Source organism: Cytophagales bacterium (genome assembly GCA_019456305.1).
Lineage (GTDB): Bacteria > Bacteroidota > Bacteroidia > Cytophagales > VRUD01 > VRUD01.
The window spans coordinates 15,747-33,829 of the sequence record VRUD01000032.1; the positions used below are offsets into that span (position 1 = coordinate 15,747).

General features: G+C 36.3%; 23 protein-coding genes. 14 read left to right on the plus strand and 9 right to left on the minus strand.

The annotated features are described in order from the left end of the window. Nucleotides 1–38: 38 nt before the first annotated feature. Nucleotides 39–857 (minus strand): methyltransferase domain-containing protein, encoded by an 819-nt coding sequence (locus FVQ77_08500; protein MBW8050360.1) that lies wholly within the window; start codon nucleotides 855–857, stop codon nucleotides 39–41. A 120-nt stretch (nucleotides 858–977) separates the two neighbouring features. Here FVQ77_08500 and FVQ77_08505 point away from each other — a divergent pair, with 120 nt between their 5' ends. The 10 genes from FVQ77_08505 (at nucleotide 978) to FVQ77_08550 (ending at nucleotide 6,581) form a co-directional block, all read left to right on the plus strand. Then, complete coding sequence (locus FVQ77_08505) at nucleotides 978–1,868, plus strand: leucine-rich repeat domain-containing protein (GenBank protein ID MBW8050361.1); 891 nt, start codon at nucleotides 978–980, stop codon at nucleotides 1,866–1,868. Between the two features lie 76 nt (nucleotides 1,869–1,944). After that, a complete protein-coding gene (locus FVQ77_08510; protein ID MBW8050362.1) occupies nucleotides 1,945–2,496 on the plus strand; it encodes a hypothetical protein in 552 nt (183 codons plus the stop codon). Between the two features lie 210 nt (nucleotides 2,497–2,706). Beyond that, the gene (locus FVQ77_08515; protein ID MBW8050363.1) at nucleotides 2,707–2,856 is read left to right on the plus strand and encodes a T9SS type A sorting domain-containing protein; all 150 of its coding nucleotides are present in this window, start codon (nucleotides 2,707–2,709) and stop codon (nucleotides 2,854–2,856) included. A gap of 39 nt (nucleotides 2,857–2,895) precedes the next feature. Then, a complete protein-coding gene (locus FVQ77_08520; protein ID MBW8050364.1) occupies nucleotides 2,896–3,126 on the plus strand; it encodes a hypothetical protein in 231 nt (76 codons plus the stop codon). A gap of 314 nt (nucleotides 3,127–3,440) precedes the next feature. Further along, nucleotides 3,441–3,590 (plus strand): T9SS type A sorting domain-containing protein, encoded by a 150-nt coding sequence (locus FVQ77_08525; GenBank protein MBW8050365.1) that lies wholly within the window; start codon nucleotides 3,441–3,443, stop codon nucleotides 3,588–3,590. Between the two features lie 38 nt (nucleotides 3,591–3,628). Further along, on the plus strand, nucleotides 3,629–3,847 hold the full coding sequence (locus tag FVQ77_08530) for a hypothetical protein (protein MBW8050366.1): 219 nt from the start codon (nucleotides 3,629–3,631) through the stop codon (nucleotides 3,845–3,847). Further along, nucleotides 3,840–4,259, plus strand: coding sequence for a putative toxin-antitoxin system toxin component, PIN family (locus FVQ77_08535; GenBank protein MBW8050367.1), 420 nt, complete (start codon nucleotides 3,840–3,842; stop codon nucleotides 4,257–4,259). Before FVQ77_08530 ends, FVQ77_08535 begins: the two co-directional genes overlap by 8 nt. A gap of 191 nt (nucleotides 4,260–4,450) precedes the next feature. After that, nucleotides 4,451–4,630, plus strand: coding sequence for a hypothetical protein (locus tag FVQ77_08540; GenBank protein MBW8050368.1), 180 nt, complete (start codon nucleotides 4,451–4,453; stop codon nucleotides 4,628–4,630). Nucleotides 4,631–4,802: 172 nt separating this feature from the next. After that, nucleotides 4,803–5,018: a DUF2283 domain-containing protein gene (locus FVQ77_08545; GenBank protein MBW8050369.1), complete on the plus strand. Its 216-nt coding sequence runs from the start codon at nucleotides 4,803–4,805 to the stop codon at nucleotides 5,016–5,018. 33 nt (nucleotides 5,019–5,051) lie between these two features. After that, nucleotides 5,052–6,581, plus strand: coding sequence for a GH3 auxin-responsive promoter family protein (locus FVQ77_08550; protein MBW8050370.1), 1,530 nt, complete (start codon nucleotides 5,052–5,054; stop codon nucleotides 6,579–6,581). A gap of 87 nt (nucleotides 6,582–6,668) precedes the next feature. On the opposite strand, the gene FVQ77_08555 is transcribed toward FVQ77_08550, so the two are convergent. From FVQ77_08555 to FVQ77_08580, 6 genes are all read right to left on the minus strand, one after another. After that, on the minus strand, nucleotides 6,669–7,082 hold the full coding sequence (locus FVQ77_08555) for a YjbQ family protein (GenBank protein ID MBW8050371.1): 414 nt from the start codon (nucleotides 7,080–7,082) through the stop codon (nucleotides 6,669–6,671). Between the two features lie 66 nt (nucleotides 7,083–7,148). Then, complete coding sequence (locus tag FVQ77_08560) at nucleotides 7,149–8,471, minus strand: TAXI family TRAP transporter solute-binding subunit (GenBank protein MBW8050372.1); 1,323 nt, start codon at nucleotides 8,469–8,471, stop codon at nucleotides 7,149–7,151. A gap of 14 nt (nucleotides 8,472–8,485) precedes the next feature. Beyond that, entirely contained in the window at nucleotides 8,486–9,769 is a 1,284-nt protein-coding gene (locus FVQ77_08565; GenBank protein ID MBW8050373.1) for a dicarboxylate/amino acid:cation symporter, read from the minus strand. A gap of 122 nt (nucleotides 9,770–9,891) precedes the next feature. Continuing rightward, nucleotides 9,892–10,137 (minus strand): hypothetical protein, encoded by a 246-nt coding sequence (locus tag FVQ77_08570; protein MBW8050374.1) that lies wholly within the window; start codon nucleotides 10,135–10,137, stop codon nucleotides 9,892–9,894. An 84-nt stretch (nucleotides 10,138–10,221) separates the two neighbouring features. Then, a complete protein-coding gene (gene aroC / locus FVQ77_08575) occupies nucleotides 10,222–11,310 on the minus strand; it encodes a chorismate synthase (protein ID MBW8050375.1) in 1,089 nt (362 codons plus the stop codon). A gap of 155 nt (nucleotides 11,311–11,465) precedes the next feature. Next, nucleotides 11,466–12,908 (minus strand): protein BatD, encoded by a 1,443-nt coding sequence (locus tag FVQ77_08580; GenBank protein ID MBW8050376.1) that lies wholly within the window; start codon nucleotides 12,906–12,908, stop codon nucleotides 11,466–11,468. A 314-nt stretch (nucleotides 12,909–13,222) separates the two neighbouring features. Between FVQ77_08580 and rplM the strand changes: the two genes are divergently transcribed. From rplM to FVQ77_08600, 4 genes are all read left to right on the plus strand, one after another. Continuing rightward, nucleotides 13,223–13,666 (plus strand): 50S ribosomal protein L13, encoded by a 444-nt coding sequence (gene rplM / locus FVQ77_08585; protein MBW8050377.1) that lies wholly within the window; start codon nucleotides 13,223–13,225, stop codon nucleotides 13,664–13,666. A 14-nt stretch (nucleotides 13,667–13,680) separates the two neighbouring features. Then, nucleotides 13,681–14,067 carry a 30S ribosomal protein S9 gene (rpsI, locus tag FVQ77_08590; GenBank protein ID MBW8050378.1) on the plus strand — a complete coding sequence of 129 codons (387 nt, stop codon included), beginning with the start codon at nucleotides 13,681–13,683 and terminating at the stop codon, nucleotides 14,065–14,067. Between the two features lie 237 nt (nucleotides 14,068–14,304). Beyond that, nucleotides 14,305–15,441, plus strand: coding sequence for a 30S ribosomal protein S2 (rpsB, locus tag FVQ77_08595; protein ID MBW8050379.1), 1,137 nt, complete (start codon nucleotides 14,305–14,307; stop codon nucleotides 15,439–15,441). A 156-nt stretch (nucleotides 15,442–15,597) separates the two neighbouring features. Continuing rightward, nucleotides 15,598–16,425, plus strand: a complete 828-nt coding sequence (locus tag FVQ77_08600; protein ID MBW8050380.1) for an elongation factor Ts — start codon at nucleotides 15,598–15,600, stop codon at nucleotides 16,423–16,425. A 48-nt stretch (nucleotides 16,426–16,473) separates the two neighbouring features. Here the strand turns inward: FVQ77_08600 and FVQ77_08605 are convergent, their stop codons facing one another. Both FVQ77_08605 and FVQ77_08610 read right to left on the minus strand, forming a co-directional pair. Beyond that, a complete protein-coding gene (locus FVQ77_08605) occupies nucleotides 16,474–16,902 on the minus strand; it encodes a RidA family protein (GenBank protein ID MBW8050381.1) in 429 nt (142 codons plus the stop codon). Nucleotides 16,903–17,104: 202 nt separating this feature from the next. Next, entirely contained in the window at nucleotides 17,105–17,974 is an 870-nt protein-coding gene (locus tag FVQ77_08610; GenBank protein ID MBW8050382.1) for a leucine-rich repeat domain-containing protein, read from the minus strand. Nucleotides 17,975–18,083 lie beyond the last annotated feature (109 nt).

Consider the following 18,083-nt stretch of genomic DNA (forward strand, 5'->3'; position numbering starts at 1 on the left):
TATACAAACTAAATTTTATTCATAAATTGCATTCTAAATTATTTTCTTAAAACAAAGATCATCCTATCAGAACCCTTCTCATCAAAATCATTAAGCCGGTAATCACCAAACACGTCTTCAAGCATCAATCCCACCTGTTTAAAATAAGACAGAAACTCGTCTTTTGTAATGGCTTTGACTTTTTCTTCAAATTGGTATTTTCTGCCGTCTGCCTGAAAGTTAATTTTTTTTACAATAAAGCCATCTTCAAAATTTCTTTTCAGGTTGAATGATATGTTTTCCACTTTTATTGTTTCTGATGTTACCAGGCTATTTATCACCCTGTTTGTATTCATAAAATCTATGATCAGCTTACCTCCACTGACCAATGCCTGTGCTGCACTTTTTATTACTTTTACATTGTCTGTGTCTTCCTCAAAATAGCCAAATGATGTGAACAAATTCAAAATATAATCATAATAATGAGACTTATATACATTCCGCATATCGTGTACATAGAAACCAGCTCCACCAGCCCCCCCACCAGCCCCCCTAAATCCCCCCAAAGGGGGGACTTTGCCATCCCCTTTCCCTTTGGGCAATTGGGGCGGGAAGTCCCCCCTTTGGGGGGATTTAGGGGGGCTGGTTGCATATTTAATATTTTCTTCAGACAGGTCAATTCCAGTAACATCATATCCTTTCTTATTGAGATAAACAGCATGGCGACCCCTGCCGCATGGCATATCCAGGATCTTATCACCGGGCTTGAGTTGTAAATAATCTTCCAGGTTATCAATAAACAATTTTGCCTCATCCTCATCTCTGTGTTTGTAAAGAAGGTGATAATATGGGGAATTAAACCATTTATTGTACCACATTTTATATATACAGGTTACGATTTTTTATTTTACGGGATTAAATGTATTATTTATTGAATTAAATTTCATAAATTTCGGCAGAAAAATAAATAACCAGATCAATTAAGTTAGTTATCAAACATGAAAAAAATTACAAGAACAGTAATAATTGCAATATTACCTATTGCCTGGTGCCTACTGCCAACTTCTTCAAAAGCCCAGGGCAAATTAAAATCTGCTATGGAGCTATCCATGTTAAAAGAATATATCAATCTAAGCGATGCGCTGAAAGATCCATCAAAAGTATATAAATTACATCTGTCTGACCCGCTAAAAGATCAGGTAAGCATTATTGCGATTTTAAAATTTAAAAACCTGCAATATTTGTACCTGGATGGCACCGGGTTGGATGCTTTGCCTCCCGAAACAGGGTTGCTCAAAAACATTCAGAGATTAAATATTGCTGACAATAATATCAGAGCGCTTCCTGAAAGTATAACAAAATTAAAAAACCTGCAAACGATAAATCTTGCAAATAACACGAATTTGAATATTGATGATGCTTTAGAAAAGCTATCAAAACTCTCAACTCTGAAAAATATTGACCTGGGCGCTAACAACCTTACGTTGTTACCCGAAGGTTTATATAAGTTTACAGACCTGGAGGTGCTTGAATTAAATGATAACCAGCTCACAGAAGTGCCATCGGATATCCAAAAGTTAAAAAGCCTGAAAGCCCTCTATCTGCATAATAATAAAATATCAGTAGTTCACAAAAACATCAGCAAATTAGAAGAGCTTAAGACCTTAGACCTGATGAACAATGAAATTCATAAACTCCCGGATGAAATCGTTAAGCTTGAAAACCTTCAGTGGCTCAAATTGAAAGGCAATAAGCTCATTACGCTGCCTGCCAAAATAGGAGAGCTGCAAAACCTCCATGGATTAGACCTTTCAGATAATCAACTCGCAGAATATGAAAAAAAGAGAATTATGAGGATATTTTCTCATAATATTAATGTGATGCTTTAAAGCGCAAAGTGCGTGGCGCATAGCGCAAAGCGTTTTATACATTTATACTAGAGTTGGCATGCATTGTAAAAGGGCTATGAACCAGACACTCTACATATTGACTTTTTTTGCCCTACTGACATCTTGTGCTAATAACACAAAACAGGACAGCGTAATCATTGGCGAAACCGAATATCTTGGCTTTTCAGATTTGCCTGAACCACAATTCGTGACAGACCCAGACGAAAAGAAAATAGTATCAATTACAGACACACTATACAAGAGCGACACCTTAAAAATTAAATTCAAGACACCGCATTCAAGGGACTTTGCCATCACAACACCAGACGATAAGTTCTTTTTTGTGGTTTATTGGGGCAACGACACGACAAACCCATCGCTTGTTGACTGGACAGAATTTGAGAATCTGGACTATTTGGAAATTATCACCGACCAGACAACAGCAAATCCTTGGGACGCGAGAGAACCCAAAAACAAGTTAATCTTTAACATAACTGGACAATATGAAATACTATTGAGCGAGAACCTTGAAACAGATGACGGGACACCAGTTGAAGTAGAACGAGTATACTACTATGACAAAAAAAATAAAAATAACTACACGGCAACAAAAAATAAATGCCATTAAAACAGGCGTTTATTCAAAACCGTTGCAATATGTAAAGAATTAAATGAAAAAAAATAAAATGAAAGGATTCGACTATTACTTAAGCGATGAAACGATAAAGAATTACCAGAAGAAGCCCATCGAATTACGACTCAAGTGGCAATAAGTAAATTTATAATTGAATTCACATTTATTGACCAATAAGAATTAGAAATTAAAATCTATAACTTAATGGGCAATTTAATTTACGAATTATCCCAACAAAAAAATTCAAATGAATCACTTAAAGTGGATTTTTCTAATCAACCTAACGGAATATATTACGTAAAAATTAAAACCACAGATGGAATTGTAACTAATAAAATTGTGTTAATTAGGTAAGAAAAAAATTTAATTATTTAATCCATATAAAAAAAGAAAATGAAAACTTTAAAAGTACCTATAAACGAACTTGATTATGCGAAATTCGGGTTTAATGCTGATAAAATCCCCTTTACCGAACTAAAAGAAAAAATCAGCATAGAGATCGCCAAACAAGCACTTATTAAATGTCAAACTATTGCCCAAAAAACAGGTCTGTCAAAAATGACTCTAAAGAAAATAAATGACGAAATTAGAGCAGTAAGAAAAAATGCAAAAAATCGTCATTGATAATAAATTTTTGGAATTGGCAGTTGCTGGAAAAGCTGAATTTGTGATTACAGGAAATAAAAAGGACTTTACAATGCGTGAGTATGAAGGGATAAAAATTGTCTCCCCTAAAGAATATTGGGAACAATATAAGTGAGGAAAAACAAAATGAAAAAAAATAAAATCAAAGGATTCGACTATTATTTAAGCGATGAAACGATAAAGAATTATCAGAAAAAGCCCATCGAATTACGGCTCAAGTGGCAATAAGTGAATTTATAATTGAATTCACATTTATTGACCAATAAGAATTAGAAATTAAAATCTATAACTTAATGGGCAATTTAATTTACGAATTATCCCAACAAAAAAATTCAAATGAATCACTTAAAGTGGATTTTTCTAATCAACCAAATGGAATATATTACGTAAAAATTAAAACTAAAGAAGGTATTTTAACCAGGGAAATTGTTTTGATGAGATAAGTTAAGTATTTTTATTAACTTTGTAAAAAAACAAGGAAATGAAAACAATACAATTATTAGTCAACGAAGAAGATTATCTTAAATATGGTTTGAGAAATAACACAATGACATTATCTGAATTCAGGGACAAAATTGAGATAGAGATTTTTCAAAAGTCAATTGAGAAGTCTCTTAAAATTGCAAAAGAAACTGGCCTATCAGAAATGTCTTTAAAAGATATTAATGCAGAAATAGAGGAAGTAAAAAAAGGTGCATAACGTAGTTTTAGATACAAATGTTGTTATTTCATCCATAATTAATGTCGGGTATTCTAATAAGGTCCTTTACCAATTAATTGCCCCCAGGAAAATTACCCTACACATTTCTACCCCAATATTAGATGAATATATTAAAGTTCTTTCAAGGCCTAAATTTACCAAATTCAAAAACTTTAAAACTAATTCAGATTTTATTTTATCAAACATTTACAAAGTAGGAAGAAAATTTACTCCTGATATCGAATTAGATGTGATTAAAGATAAATCTGACAATAAGTTCATTGAATTAGCAGTTTTTTCAAAAGCAAATTTTATTATCACTGGAAACACAAAACATTTTACAATTAAAGAGTATAAAGATATTAAGATTATTTCACCAAAAGAGTATTGGGAAAATTTCGGAAAAAAATAATATTGATTGATTAAGTAGGGATTTTTTTTTTAACTCTTCTCTTTCAGGATAATGCTTGACTATATTGCAATATGTAAAGAATTAAATGGAAAAAGGATAAAATATATAGTCGTTGGGGGTGTGGCTATCAACATTCATGGTATCCCAAGGATGACTTATGATCTGGATTTTATCCATAAAAGATTAAAAAAATGAAACAAAATAAAATCAAAGGATTCGACTATTATTTAAGCGATGAAACGATAAAGAATTACCAGAAAAAACCTATCGAATTACGGCTCAAGTGGCTATACATGGGTAACCTGGTACGTATGCATTACCCTAAAGATATCATCAAACTTCATAACAAATTCAGAGACGGCATATTATAAATAAATATGAGTCCACTCTAAAAAGTATTTTTGTTTCTCGCCAAGACGCAAAGGAAGCAAAGAACGCAAAGTAAATAAAAAAAATTACCTTTGCGGTCTTTGCTCACTTTGCGGCTTTGCGAGAAAATATTTATTTCTTTACAATTATTTACTTTTTAGAGGGTACTCAAATATGAAATTACATTACTATAAAGATACAGATTCTTTGTATATAGATTTAAACTCTAAACCTGGTGTTGATTCACAGGAAATTGTTAATGGGCTTGTTATTGATTTTGATGAGAATGGTAATATTGTAGGGATAGATATTCAGGATGCATCGGAAAAGCTTGATTTAAAAACATTTGAAATGGTGTCATTACCAACTCAAGAAACAAAACTAGCCTAAATATATTTCCTTGTTATTTTTACCAATTCAACTATGGGCATTAAAGCTTGTTTAAGCAAACCCTTTGCCTCCCTTATAGCCCGCAACATAAAAAACTGGTCGAATAAACCTGTTGAAACCCAGGATAAAGTCTTTAAAAAATTAGTTATCGCAGCAAAAGATACCCTTTTCGGCCAGGAACATGATTTTGGTTCAATCAGAGATCACCAGGATTTCAAAGAAAGGGTTCCGGTTCGTAATTATGAAGCGCTTTCCGGTTATTTCAATAAGATCATCGAAGGGCAGGAAAATGTGTTGTGGAAAGGCAAGCCCATCTATTTGAGCAAAACATCAGGAACAACCTCAGGGGCAAAATACATCCCAATCACTAAAGGGTCATTGCGCAATCACCTCAACGCTGCCAGGGATGCTTTGCTGTTATATATTGCCCAAACGGGTAAAACCGGCTTTGTCGATGGCAAAATGATCTTTCTGCAAGGCAATCCGGAGTTGGATAAAACAGGCAATATTCCGGTTGGGAGGCTTTCGGGCATTGTAGCTCATCATGTTCCTGTCTGGCTGCAAAAGAACAGGATGCCTTCGTACAGCATCAACTGTATTGAAGATTGGGAGGCAAAAGTGGATGCGATTGTGGAGGAAACCTTAAAGGAGGATATGAGGCTGATCAGCGGCATACCTCCCTGGGTTCAGATGTATTTTGATAAATTGATCGAAAGATCAGGAAAGCAAAACATAGCTGAGATCTTTCCAAATTTCTCTCTTTTTGTTCATGGAGGTGTAAATTATCAGCCTTACCAGAAAAGCATTGAAAATACAATAGGCAAAAGCATTGATGTGATTGAGACCTATCCTGCCTCTGAAGGATTTATTGCCTACCAGGATTCGTTTACTGCAGAGTCCCTTTCAGGAGACTCTGCTGGGTCTGTTGGTTTGTTATTGCTCTTAAACAACGGCATTTTTTATGAATTTATTCCTGCCAATGAATATTTTTCAAAAAATCCTACCCGTTTATCAATCGGAGAAGTAGAAATTGGTGTAAACTATGCTATTATCTTAAGCACCAATGCAGGGCTTTGGGGTTATTCGATTGGAGATACGGTGCAATTTGTTTCAAAAAACCCATATAGATTGATCGTTACCGGAAGAATCGAGCATTATATCTCAGCTTTTGGAGAACATGTAATAGCATCTGAAGTAGAAGCGGCCTTGCTTGCTGTCGCAAAAGAGGAAAGTGTAAGCATAACAGAATTTACGGTTGCGCCACAGGTGAATCCTCCTGCCGGAGAGACCCCTTACCATGAATGGTATATTGAATTTAATGATCCACCCATGGATATTGCTGCTTTTGCTAAAAGAGTAGACGAAAGGTTATGTGAAAAAAATATATATTACAACGACCTGATAACCGGGAGCGTACTTAAACCCCTGAAAATCAGGGAAATGAAAAAAAATGCTTTCAGAAAATATATGAAGTCTAAAGGTAAATTGGGCGGTCAAAACAAGGTACCGAGATTGGCAAATGATAGAAATATTGCTGATGAATTGGAAGTTTGGATTGAATAGCGGGTAGCGCAAAGCGCATAGTACAAAGCTTGAAGCAATGGCTAAAGCGTTGAACGCCATGCGCTATGCTCTATGCGCTTTGCGCACTTAGTCTCCAATAATTTTCACCATAACCCTTTTTTTCCTCATTCCATCAAATTCTGCATAATAGATCTGCTCCCAGGGGCCAAAATCTAAATTACCATCGGTTATTGCCACCACCACTTCTCTACCCATAATGGTTCTCATTAAGTGTGCATAGGCATTATCTTCCCCGGTTAAATTATGCTTGTAACTTTTGTTTACATCCACCAATTCATGCAGCCAATTTTTATAATCTGCTATTAAGCCTGATTCCGCATCATTAATGTAAACTGAAGCGGTTATGTGCATGGCATTCACTAAAACGAAGCCTTCCCTGACCCCACTTTTTTTAACCGCACTTTCAACCTTATCTGTAATATTTACAAATTCGATTCTTTCCTCTGTGCCAAACCAAAGATGTTCTGTGTATGATTTCATTATTCTTGTTTATTTGCTGGCGTAATTGTCTGGTCTCTGAAGCTTTTACAGGGCGCACGATAAATTTCATCTCTTCAAAGAAATCATTTTATTATTAAGTAGTTCGATTGTACTTTCAGCAAGGTTAATAAAAATCCTAAAACTCTCATCTGCGATCAATTTTTCATTTATTAACTGCTTGAAGGCATTTCTACGCAGTTCAGTGATCTCTTTTAAATATCTTTCACATTCATCAGTAGTTTTAAAATTCTCCACATTTTGCTCAATTTCGAGAAGCCGAATGTAATATTTATCAATTCTGTCTTTCTTCCTGTGCTTATTCCATCTTACCAGGCTTGGAATACCTCCTGCCAGTACTATAAAGATCGAAAAAAAAACTCCTATCATTTCTGCATACCTTTCAAAAAAAGAAGGCTCGTTACGTTCAAGATACATCTTTACTCCTTCGTGAAGCGGAAAATTTACTGTACCGGAACTAAAGTTTTCAGAAAGACTACCAAGCAACGGATTGTTATTACTAAGAATAGGCGCATTATTAAAAATTGATTCAACAAAATCTTTTATTATATACGGATCCATATCATCATGAGTGAGCAGCACACAATCTATAGCTATTGTTAAAACGGGTTGGCGCGGACCACTGCTGCCGTAAGTATTTTTGGGTATAATAAAATGCCTTGCCCTTGGATAGCTCATATTAAAACCTTCCACCGTTGAGCCTTTGCCTGCCAATTCAAAGTTATCAAAGCTGTAAATAACACCGTTAAGGTTTGAAACCATATTAAAAATTCGGGAATTGTTAAAACCGGTGATCGAACAGCTTACATTAATCGAATCACCTATCAGGTTTTCACCAAAAGTGCAATAGATCATATTAAACCCGTTGGTATCAATGTCAAATGCATTAAAAAGGATTTTCATGAATCGGGCAGTGCCGCTTGTTGTCGGGCCTATTGCAACATTTCTACCCAATACCAGATCTTTGAGAGACTTTGGCTTTAAGCTGTCATGATAGACGATAAACAGAATTTCAGGATATACCGGCAGCATAGTTCTTATTTTAGAATCAACTACGTTAGCTGTGACAAACTCTTCAACCCTTGTATCATTCTGAACAAAGGCAAAGTCAGCTTTTCTATCTATTAATAGCAGGCAGTTGGTTTTGGAATTGAGTTCTTTACCTTCGAGCACTTTAATTTTACCCAGCCCGTCCATTTCCCATATTTCGGCAATGCTTTTTCCGATATTATTGTAGGTTGCCCCAGGTGAGGAAGTTGCCATTACATATTCATTTCTGTTTTTGGAGCAATGGGTAAAAGTGGCAAGAATAGCAGAAAATAAGATAATGTTGACTCCTATATTTTTGTATCGAAATTCCAATGTTTTCATTGAAAACTAAGTTACTAAGAAGATTTATTAATGTCAAGCTGTCCTTCCGTACTTGCAACAATTGACGCTACCGTAGCATCTCCGGTAATGTTAACCACTGTTCTGCACATATCCAGGGGTCTGTCCATGGCAAATATCAAGGCGATCCCGGCAGGATCAATGCCGATAGCCTGCAATACGATCACCAGCATTACTGTTCCGGCACCAGGTACAGCAGCAGCTCCGATGGAAGCCAAAGTAGCAGTTAAAACAATGGTCAGTTGATGAGCAATGGTTAAGTCATGCCCAAATGCCTGGGCAATAAATACAGCAGCAATGGACTGGTATAGGCTGGTACCATCCATATTAATGGTAGCTCCCAATGGTAAAGCAAAGCTGGTTATTTCTTTAGAAACTCCCAGATCTTCTTCACATTGTTTCATCGTTACGGGCAGGGTTGCAGCGCTGGAGCTTGTAGAAAAAGCTACCAATTGAGCAGGTATGATGCCTTTAAAAAAAGTTCCATATTTCATTTTTGTGAAGACCCGGAGAACAGAAGGATAAAGGATATAAGCCAGGAATACCAAACCGATTATTACTGTAAAGGAGTAGATCAATAATGCTGTTAGAAGCTCTAATACATCCCCGGAAAAATCTACGATGATGCCTGCTAATAATGCAAATACGCCAATCGGTGCGGCTTTCATAACTATTTCTACTACTTTTATAATCGCCTCAAACACCCCATCAAAGAAATCTATGACGGGGCCTGCCTTATTTTCAGGTATTAGCACCAGTGCAAATCCAAACAGGATAGCAAAGAAAATGACCTGGAGCATATTTTTGTTGTCCTGAAAAGAGAAAAATATATTTTTGGGAACAATATCAACAAAAAAATCAAGCGGACCCCTTTCTTTATATTGGTCAGCCGTTTGCTGTTTTTCAAAAGCTTTTGATGCATACTGTTCCTTAAGCTGCTCTTTTTTTTCTTCAGAAAAAGTATCACCGGGCCTGATCGTGTTTACAAGTAAAAGACCGATGCCTACAGCCACAACCGTTGTGACAAGGTAAAGTCCAATGGTTTTTCCGCCAATCCTGGAGAGCTTTGCTACATCACTCAGACTAGATACTCCTTTTATCAGGGATGCTAATACCAAAGGAACAGCAATGAGCATCAGCAGGTTGATAAAGATGGTTCCAAAGGGCTTGATCCATAATTTTGTAAATTCAGTCCAGCCGAATGAAATTGCTGCCAGGCCCCATATTATTCCAAGCACCAGGCCAATGAGGATTTTCCAGTGTATTGCTATTTTTTTCATAAATTAGGTGGAATTCTTATTCAGGTATCTCACTTAGAAATTCCTTAAGCTCTTTATCAGAAATATCATCTTTTTCGCCCTTACTATAAATAGAAAACATATAGACGGTTTGTTTAACAATTTTAACTTTGGTAATCACTATTTATAAAATCTTTAGCAGGTCTGGATTTCAGCTTACCTTGTTCAATAAGTTGAACTTCTTTAAGCCCTTGTCTAATGTTTTCTAAAATTTCTTCTTTGGTAGGCTCCTTATATTCTTCTTCATCCAAAGCGTTATTTAATTGCTTTTGAATAGTCTGCCATTCTTTAATTGGCAGCACTACGGCAGTTGTTTTGCCCTTATTATCGATAAGGTATTGGATGCTCATTTTTTCTTAATTTTATTGAAGATAGATACAAAGGTAAACAATTATTATTTATTTGCCAAATGACAAATAAGCTTACTTTTAAAATTATAATAAGTTTTCAATTTTAGAAATTTTATTCCTCAAATAAAAATCCGCCAATACAATTGCCGCCATTGCCTCTACAATAGGCACAGCTCTCGGCACCACACAGGGGTCGTGCCTGCCTTTACCTTCTATAATAACTTTGTTCCCTTTCTCATCAATACTTTCCTGGTCTTTCATAATGGTAGCCACAGGCTTGAAGGCAACCCTGAAATAAATATCCTGGCCATTGGAGATGCCTCCCTGGATACCTCCTGAAAAATTTGTTTTGGTTTTAACCTTGCCATTTTCTGTATAAAAAGCGTCATTATGCTCTGAACCGTACATCCTTACTCCCTCAAAACCGCTGCCATATTCAAAACCTTTTACGGCATTGATGCTGAGCATAGCTTTGGCTAATTCGGCCTGAAGCTTATCAAACACCGGCTCTCCTAGCCCGGTTGGTACGCCCTGGATGACGCAAGTTATTACACCGCCGGTAGTATCCCTGCTTTTCCTGGTTTTTTCAATGTAGCCAACCATCAGATCTGCGGTTTCTTTATCAGGGCATCTTACCATGTTACGTTCTGTTTGCGACAAATCCAATGCTTTATAATCTTTTGTTAATTCTATCGGACCCACCTGCGAAACAAAAGCACGAATATTCATATCAATTTCAGATAACAACTGTTTAGCAACAGCCCCGGCAGCTACTCTTACAGCAGTTTCGCGTGCAGAGCTGCGTCCCCCACCTCTATAGTCTCTTATGCCATACTTTTCCTGGTAAACATAATCTGCATGGGAAGGGCGGAATTTATCCGCAATATGAGCATAGTCCTGAGATTTTGCATCTTTATTCCGGATCAGCATAGAAATGGGTGTACCCAAAGTAGTACACTCAAAAATTCCTGAAAGGATTTGTACTTCATCCCCTTCTTTACGGTGAGACGTTATGCTGGATTGGCCGGGTTTTCTTCTATCCAGCTCTTTTTGTATAAATGAAAGATCAATTTTAATACCCGCAGGGCAGCCATCTATTACTACCCCGATTGCTTTGCCGTGTGATTCTCCGTAAGTGGTGATTTTGAAGATTTTTCCGTAGGAGTTGCTCATATTAATTCTCTGATGCCAATATAATTATTTATAATGCTAATCCCGAGTACTCGGGACTAATTATACGAATATTTTTACTCTGCTTCTTAATATAGATTTCATTATTAGTATCATTAGTCCCGCATATTTGCGGGATTAGCATTTTTTTATTAGTATCATTTCTTAAACATAAAAATCGCAGTAACCACTACCATGAGCAATATCAGCACATTCACTATCAGGTTAATATACCCGTTACTATTCAAACTGATGAGTGTATTGTCTTCAAAAGGAATATTATTATAAAAGCTTCCAAGATCATTAGAGCTGATATAAGTATTCTTAAAGCTCTCCCCCGTAACATTTATTTTAATATCTGAGCGTAGCGTATCATACTGCTCTTTCCAGGGATTAAAGTATATCCAGCTAAAATAGTTACCCAGGTTATATTCACCCGGCTCTTTGGGAATAGCATAATAGCTAAACAACTTTTCACCCACCACGCGTCCATAGCTTCGCCTGATGCTCTGCCTGATATTGGGCGGATAAAATTCAATCCTGATATCTTTAGGTATTTCAGGGTTGTTTACCGCTGAAATATTTCCTTCACCTACAACCTTAAAATTGTAAGTAAAACTTTCACCGGTATTAATTTCTTTAGCTCCTGTTTCTTCTTCCAGCCTGTAAATACCCACAGAAACAATATCTTTCAAGGGATGGGGAGGGAGCTCTTTGACATTGATTATTTTGGGTTTGGTCCAGAAGGTTTTAAAATCCTGTTTCTTGTTGTTACCGAAGAAAGAAGGATTTTTTGCTACCTTGTACTTTATCATTTTCAGACCAACCGAAGGGAACTGCAGGGGTTCTGTATTGAGCGGGAAAAAAGCAGATTCATAAATCCTGTACCTCGTATATGGCTTATTGTTTATTTTGACAGGCTCAGGCTGCACTTGTTCAATACCGAAATTTTCTTCCCAGCAGTTTTCCGGCTTTATTTTTTTTATCATATCAGTAAGTTGTTTACCCAGCTCATAAAAGTGCATTTCCGCTCTGTTCCTGGCTGAAACGTACAGAGCCAGTGAGGTAGTCACACCTTCACCTACGTAAACTTCATCTTTATTGGTGGTGAGTGCAAAAAAAGCATCTTCCTTCACATTAATAAATTCTTCAGGTTGACTTTTTTTACCGAAAAAGCGACCAAAGGGATCAAAAGCGAACGGATCATGTTGTTTTTGTTGTTTTGGGGGTCCTACCTTGATGATAGTTCCGTTTGAAGTGACTTTTTTCTCATTAATTACCATTGTAAATGGCTTTAACGGAAGTGTGCCTTCCCTCTCAGGCAAATAATTTTGAGTGATGCTTTGTGAAGAAGTGATCTTTCCGCTGATGATATTTGTAGTTTGAGAGGAAGAAGTACCTCTTTTAATAAACCCCGGAATATCAGGAAACGGGCTGTATTTTTTCAGGCCCTGATTTTTTACAGTGATCGTGATTGTAAACATTTCATTGGAGGCGATGTTATTTTTTCCCAACTTTATTGAAGCTTCCTGAGCTTTGGAAATATTCCAAAAAATTATTAATAGTGAAATGAACAAAAATGCTGTTTTTCGTTTGATCATAAGTAACGTAACAACTTGTCCAGCCTTTTCCCTAGGTACTCTCTGTGGAAAATTCAGGATCCTTGTTGCAGTTAATGTATTGAAAGAATGCAAAAATACAAAAATAATGATAAGCCGGTATTGATGTAAAAATTATATTAAAAAAAATTAACACTATTTCTTTTGCATTATAAATGAATTACTTATATTTGCCACCCTTTTTACAGCGTGTTTGAAGTAACACTAAAAAAGTTGGCAATTGGCAATTGGCAATTTGAGCTCTAATTGCCAACTGCCTTTTGCTCCCGCCTGAGGCGGGACCAACTATTTTTTTAATGGATTATCTAAGTTATAAAACTATTTCGGCAAATAAAGCAACCGTAAAAAAGAATTGGTTTATTGTAAATGCCGATGGTGCGATTTTAGGCAGGTTATCAAGCAGGGTTGCAAGTATGATCAGGGGAAAACATAAAACCTATTTCACACCGCATGTAGATTGTGGAGACAAAGTGATTGTGATCAATGCAGAAAAGGTGCGGCTTACAGGAAGGAAATGGGATAAAAGAGAGTATTTTTCTCATTCAGGCTATCCTGGGAGCCAAAAAAGAACAACTCCGCGACAATTGGTAGCAAAGTCTCCGCCAAAACTCATTGAGAGAGCCGTAAAAGGGATGTTGCCCAAAAACAGGTTAGGGAGAAAATTATTTAAGAACTTATATGTTTATGAAGGCAGTAAGCATCCTCACGACATTCAGCAACCGAAAGAACTAAAATTTTAATTACTAAGTAAACCATGAAATCAATAAACACAGTAGGCAGAAGAAAAACATCAATAGCAAGAATTTATTTGAAACCAGGCAATGGTGAAATTCTCATAAATAAAAAAGATTATAAACAATACTTTCCTACTTTTTTGCTTCAGCATGTTATAGATCAACCAATGAATGCTGTAGAAGAAAAAGACAAATACGATATAAAGATCAATGTTAAAGGCGGGGGAGTTAACAGCCAGGCAGAAGCAGTTAGAATGGCTGTTGCCAGGGCGCTATGCGAAGTAAATTCAGAATACCGCCCAACACTAAAGAAGGAAGGTTTTCTGAAAAGAGACCCCAGGATGGTTGAGCGTAAGAAATACGGTAAAAGAAAAGCCAGGAGGAGTTTCCAGTGGTGTAAACGTTAGAACATAAATTCGCAAGTTGATTAAAAAATAAAATTACTAAAAATTGAACAAAGTAAAAATTATATAAAGCTACTGGGTGCTTGGCACTGGGTACTCGGAAAACGAAGTGACAATGAATATCGACAACCCAGAACCAAGTACCCAGAACCTGATTATTAAAAACAAGAAAGATAAATTGAAGTACAAATGTTTAAAAACATTGAGATTTCGATACTATAAATTATAAATTACAAATCTATGTCCAACAATATCGGTCACAAAGAATTATTAGACGCAGGGGTTCATTTTGGTCATTTGGCAAGAAAATGGGATCCCAGGATGGCTCCCTATATTTTTATGGAGCGAAATGGGATACACATCATTGATCTGAATAAAACCATTGAATGTTTAAAGGAAGCCACAACATCAATTAAAAATGTAGCCCGAACTGGCAGAAAGATCCTTTTTGTAGCAACTAAAAAACAGGCAAAAGGTGCTATCCAGGAGGAAGCAAAAAGGCTGAGGATGCCTTATGTAACTGAAAGATGGCTTGGGGGAATGCTTACAAATTTTGCTACTATAAGGAAATCCATTAAAAAAATGACTGCTTTGGATAGGATGATGAAGGAAGATACCTATAAGAACTTTACAAAAAAAGAGCGTTTGATGAAGACAAGAAAAAAGGAAAAAATCGAAAGAGTTTTAGGTGGCATCAGTGAACTCAACCGGCTCCCTACAGCATTATTTGTAGTAGATGTGAAAAAAGAATTTATTGCCGTTAATGAAGCTACTAAATTGAATATCCCGGTATATGGGATGGTAGATACGAACTCCAATCCTGAGCAAATTCAATTTGCTATCCCATCTAACGATGATGCATCAAAAGCAATTGCTGTTATAACCTCTATATTCGGTAAAGCAATTGAAGAAGGACTGGAAGAAAGGAAGAAGATTAGGGAAGAAGAACATAAATCCAGGGAAGGGCAGACTGAAGGATCTGATGATACCGGGGAAAGCCAGCCTGACGACCTGTCCAGCGCTGCAAGTCGGAAAGATCAGGAAGCCATAAAGGTACAAACAGACAATGAAGGCTCAGAAGTAAAACAATCCCGGGTATTCGGGACTGGTACGCACGATCCCGCCTTCAAAAAAGAAAAAAATTCCCCCTCTCACCCGGGAGACAAAACCTTAGTGCAGGCAGGTGGAGAAGTTGAAAAGAAGGCAGTAAAAAATGAAACTCCCGGAAAAGAAAAACCTAAGAGAATAAGAAAGCCTGTTTCGGCTGGCTCCACACAAGCAACAAGTGATAGCAAAGGAACTAAAACAATAAAAAAGAAAGCAAAAAAAGAAGCTGGGAAAAACGAAAAAGCAAAGAAAGAACCTGTGAAAGTATAAATTCAACGTGTTCAGGTATTCGTGTGTTAATGCTATCTGTAGCAACAATTTAGTTTTGCAACATTAATTTGTAATAATATATTTTATGATTACAATATTGCGTAATTAAATTGTTGCTACACTATCTCTCTTGAACACATGAACACATTCAAAATGATGACAATTACAGCCAATGAAGTTAATAAGCTGCGGCAGATGACCGGTGCCGGAATGATGGATTGTAAAAAGGCGCTCATTGAATCTGAAGGGAATTTTGAAGCAGCAATTGATATCCTGAGAAAAAGAGGACAGAAAGTTTCTGCTGCCAGGGCAGACAAAGAAGCCTATGAAGGAGCTGTTTTTATCAGAACCAATACCAGCGCTACAGAAGGTATAATATTAGCATTGAATTGTGAAACTGATTTTGTTGCCCGCAATCAGGAATTCATCAAATCAGGTGAAACAATTGCTGATGCTGCTCATGAAAAGAACCCTGATAACATTGAAAAACTGTTAGAACTTTCTGTTGATAATAAAAGCGTTAATGAGTATCTTACCGACCTCATGGGAAAGATCGGTGAAAAAGTTTATATCAGTACTTATGAAAAAGTGAAAGCTGAAAAAGTTGTCGGGTATGTGCATACTAACGCTAAGCTTGGCGTGTTGGTAGCCTTAAAAGGTATAAATAGTGTTGATACAACTGAAGTAGGTAAGGATGTCGCTTTGCAAATTGCATCCATGAATCCTATTGCTGTTGATAAAGATGATATTGATCCCAAAATAATAGAAAAGGAAATAGAAATTGGCAAAGAGCAGGCAAAAGCAGAAGGAAAGCCGGATGATCTTCAGGAAAAAATTGCCCGTGGTAAGCTCAATAAGTTCTACCAGGATAATACTTTATTAAACCAGAAGTTCGTAAAAGACCCTTCAAAAACTGTAGCTCAATTGCTGGATAGCGTTCAAAAGGGGTTGACAGTTTCCGGGTTTAAGAGAGTAGCAATTTAAATGCGCATAGCGCATAGCGTAGAGACGTCCAAATTGGGCGTCTCTACGCTATGCGCTATGCGCAATACATTTCAGCTCAATGGCTATAGGCGTAGGGAGGCTTTTCACTTCTACGGTTGTTCTGCATGGCTGGTTGTCTTTGAAATATTCCCCATAGATCTTATTGTAAATTTCAAAATCATCTTTCATATTGGTAAGAAATACTGTAACATCTATTAATTTATCCCAACCCGAGCCGGCATCTTCTAATATCTGCCTTACGTTTTTAAAAACAGCGTGGCATTGCCTGGCAATATCATGATCAATTATATTTCCATTTTTATCTAATTTAACTCCCGGTATATCTTTTGAGCCACGCACTCTTGGCCCTACTCCTGACAAAAATAGTAAGTTGTCAACCCTGCGTGCATGGGGATAAAGTCCAACTGGTTCCGGGGCTTTCTCTGATCTGATAAGTTCGTGATTTTTCTTATTCATAACTTGGATGGTTTGTAATTTATACCTTGTCAATCAGTTGTAATTCGGTTGTAATTCGGTTGAATTACCATTGAATTACCATTGAATTACCAACAAATTACCATTGAATTACCATTGAATTACCATTGAATTACTATTGAATTACTATTGAATTACCATTGAATTACCATTGAATTACCATTGAATTACCATTGAATTACTATCAAAAGTATATCGTACAACCAGGCAGTGAATCCTTAATTTTCTTTTTTTCCACATGATTCAGTGGATTTCCGACAAGATTAAGTGTGGTTAATTTTTTTAAAGTTATTATTTCGCCAGGCATAGAAGTAAGTTCATTAAATGCAAGGTCTAATTCAACCAATGAGTGTAAATTGCCAATTGAGGCAGGGATATTTTTTAAGTCGTTATTCCGCAGAAAAAGATGCTGCAGGTGTGTTAATTTACCAATTTCATCAGGCAGTGTGGTTAGCTGGTTTTTGTTAAGGTTTAGTCCTTTAATTTTAGTGTTATTTCCAATTGCCTGGCTAAGCGAAGTTAATTTATTGCTGCTAAGGTCCATAAAAATGAGATTTTTGAAATTAGAAATAGCTTCGGGTAACTGAGCAAGTTTATTATTATATAAATTTAGCTTTAATATGTTTATCATCTTCTTTGAGTTTTCCGGCAGGTCATACAAAATTTTTGAGCTAAAGTCTGCACAAAACACTATTTCAGGTTCAAAGAAAGCTGATAGTAAATGAAAACATTCGCTCATACAATCACTTTCAAGCATTGTGAAAGCAGGGGTATTTCCAAAAGTTAACGCCTCCACCAGGTCATAACAAGGTTCGTTATTATGAAATCCTACACTTTCTGCCAGGAGCTTTTTTGCCCTGGCTCTTTGATAATACGCATCTGCATAGCCGGGTTTAGTACTTATTGCACTGGTAAAATCTCCGATTGCTTTGATATAATCTTTTTTATTGATCTTATCAATCCCGCTTTTATAAAAAGAATTGGGGTTGGATTGGGCATAACTTTGCAAGGCAATGTTAATAATGATCACTAAAACAGTTAAAAGACTTTTCATATGGTTTGGCTTTATTAGCTTCCAGGCTGCAAATTTAATATTAACTAATTGGTTTTGCAATGCTCTCTTATAGTTTTGTTCATATTAAAACTTTTTTATTAACTTTGCT

Bases quoted from the DNA above. Each gene is read 5' to 3' on its own strand.
- FVQ77_08565 (MBW8050373.1), bottom strand. From the start codon at position 9,769: ATGAAAAAAATAGCAATACACTGGAAAATCCTCATTGGCCTGGTGCTT.
- FVQ77_08545 (MBW8050369.1), top strand. From the start codon at position 4,803: ATGAAATTACATTACTATAAAGATACAGATTCTTTGTATATAGATTTA.
- rpsI (MBW8050378.1), top strand. From the start codon at position 13,681: ATGAAATCAATAAACACAGTAGGCAGAAGAAAAACATCAATAGCAAGA.
- FVQ77_08580 (MBW8050376.1), bottom strand. From the start codon at position 12,908: ATGATCAAACGAAAAACAGCATTTTTGTTCATTTCACTATTAATAATT.
- FVQ77_08505 (MBW8050361.1), top strand. From the start codon at position 978: ATGAAAAAAATTACAAGAACAGTAATAATTGCAATATTACCTATTGCC.
- rplM (MBW8050377.1), top strand. From the start codon at position 13,223: ATGGATTATCTAAGTTATAAAACTATTTCGGCAAATAAAGCAACCGTA.
- FVQ77_08525 (MBW8050365.1), top strand. From the start codon at position 3,441: ATGGGCAATTTAATTTACGAATTATCCCAACAAAAAAATTCAAATGAA.
- FVQ77_08515 (MBW8050363.1), top strand. From the start codon at position 2,707: ATGGGCAATTTAATTTACGAATTATCCCAACAAAAAAATTCAAATGAA.
- FVQ77_08610 (MBW8050382.1), bottom strand. From the start codon at position 17,974: ATGAAAAGTCTTTTAACTGTTTTAGTGATCATTATTAACATTGCCTTG.
- FVQ77_08605 (MBW8050381.1), bottom strand. From the start codon at position 16,902: ATGAATAAGAAAAATCACGAACTTATCAGATCAGAGAAAGCCCCGGAA.
- FVQ77_08500 (MBW8050360.1), bottom strand. From the start codon at position 857: ATGTGGTACAATAAATGGTTTAATTCCCCATATTATCACCTTCTTTAC.
- FVQ77_08560 (MBW8050372.1), bottom strand. From the start codon at position 8,471: ATGAAAACATTGGAATTTCGATACAAAAATATAGGAGTCAACATTATC.
- FVQ77_08510 (MBW8050362.1), top strand. From the start codon at position 1,945: ATGAACCAGACACTCTACATATTGACTTTTTTTGCCCTACTGACATCT.
- FVQ77_08520 (MBW8050364.1), top strand. From the start codon at position 2,896: ATGAAAACTTTAAAAGTACCTATAAACGAACTTGATTATGCGAAATTC.
- FVQ77_08570 (MBW8050374.1), bottom strand. From the start codon at position 10,137: ATGAGCATCCAATACCTTATCGATAATAAGGGCAAAACAACTGCCGTA.
- aroC (MBW8050375.1), bottom strand. From the start codon at position 11,310: ATGAGCAACTCCTACGGAAAAATCTTCAAAATCACCACTTACGGAGAA.
- FVQ77_08550 (MBW8050370.1), top strand. From the start codon at position 5,052: ATGGGCATTAAAGCTTGTTTAAGCAAACCCTTTGCCTCCCTTATAGCC.
- FVQ77_08555 (MBW8050371.1), bottom strand. From the start codon at position 7,082: ATGAAATCATACACAGAACATCTTTGGTTTGGCACAGAGGAAAGAATC.
- rpsB (MBW8050379.1), top strand. From the start codon at position 14,305: ATGTCCAACAATATCGGTCACAAAGAATTATTAGACGCAGGGGTTCAT.
- FVQ77_08530 (MBW8050366.1), top strand. From the start codon at position 3,629: ATGAAAACAATACAATTATTAGTCAACGAAGAAGATTATCTTAAATAT.
- FVQ77_08600 (MBW8050380.1), top strand. From the start codon at position 15,598: ATGACAATTACAGCCAATGAAGTTAATAAGCTGCGGCAGATGACCGGT.
- FVQ77_08540 (MBW8050368.1), top strand. From the start codon at position 4,451: ATGAAACAAAATAAAATCAAAGGATTCGACTATTATTTAAGCGATGAA.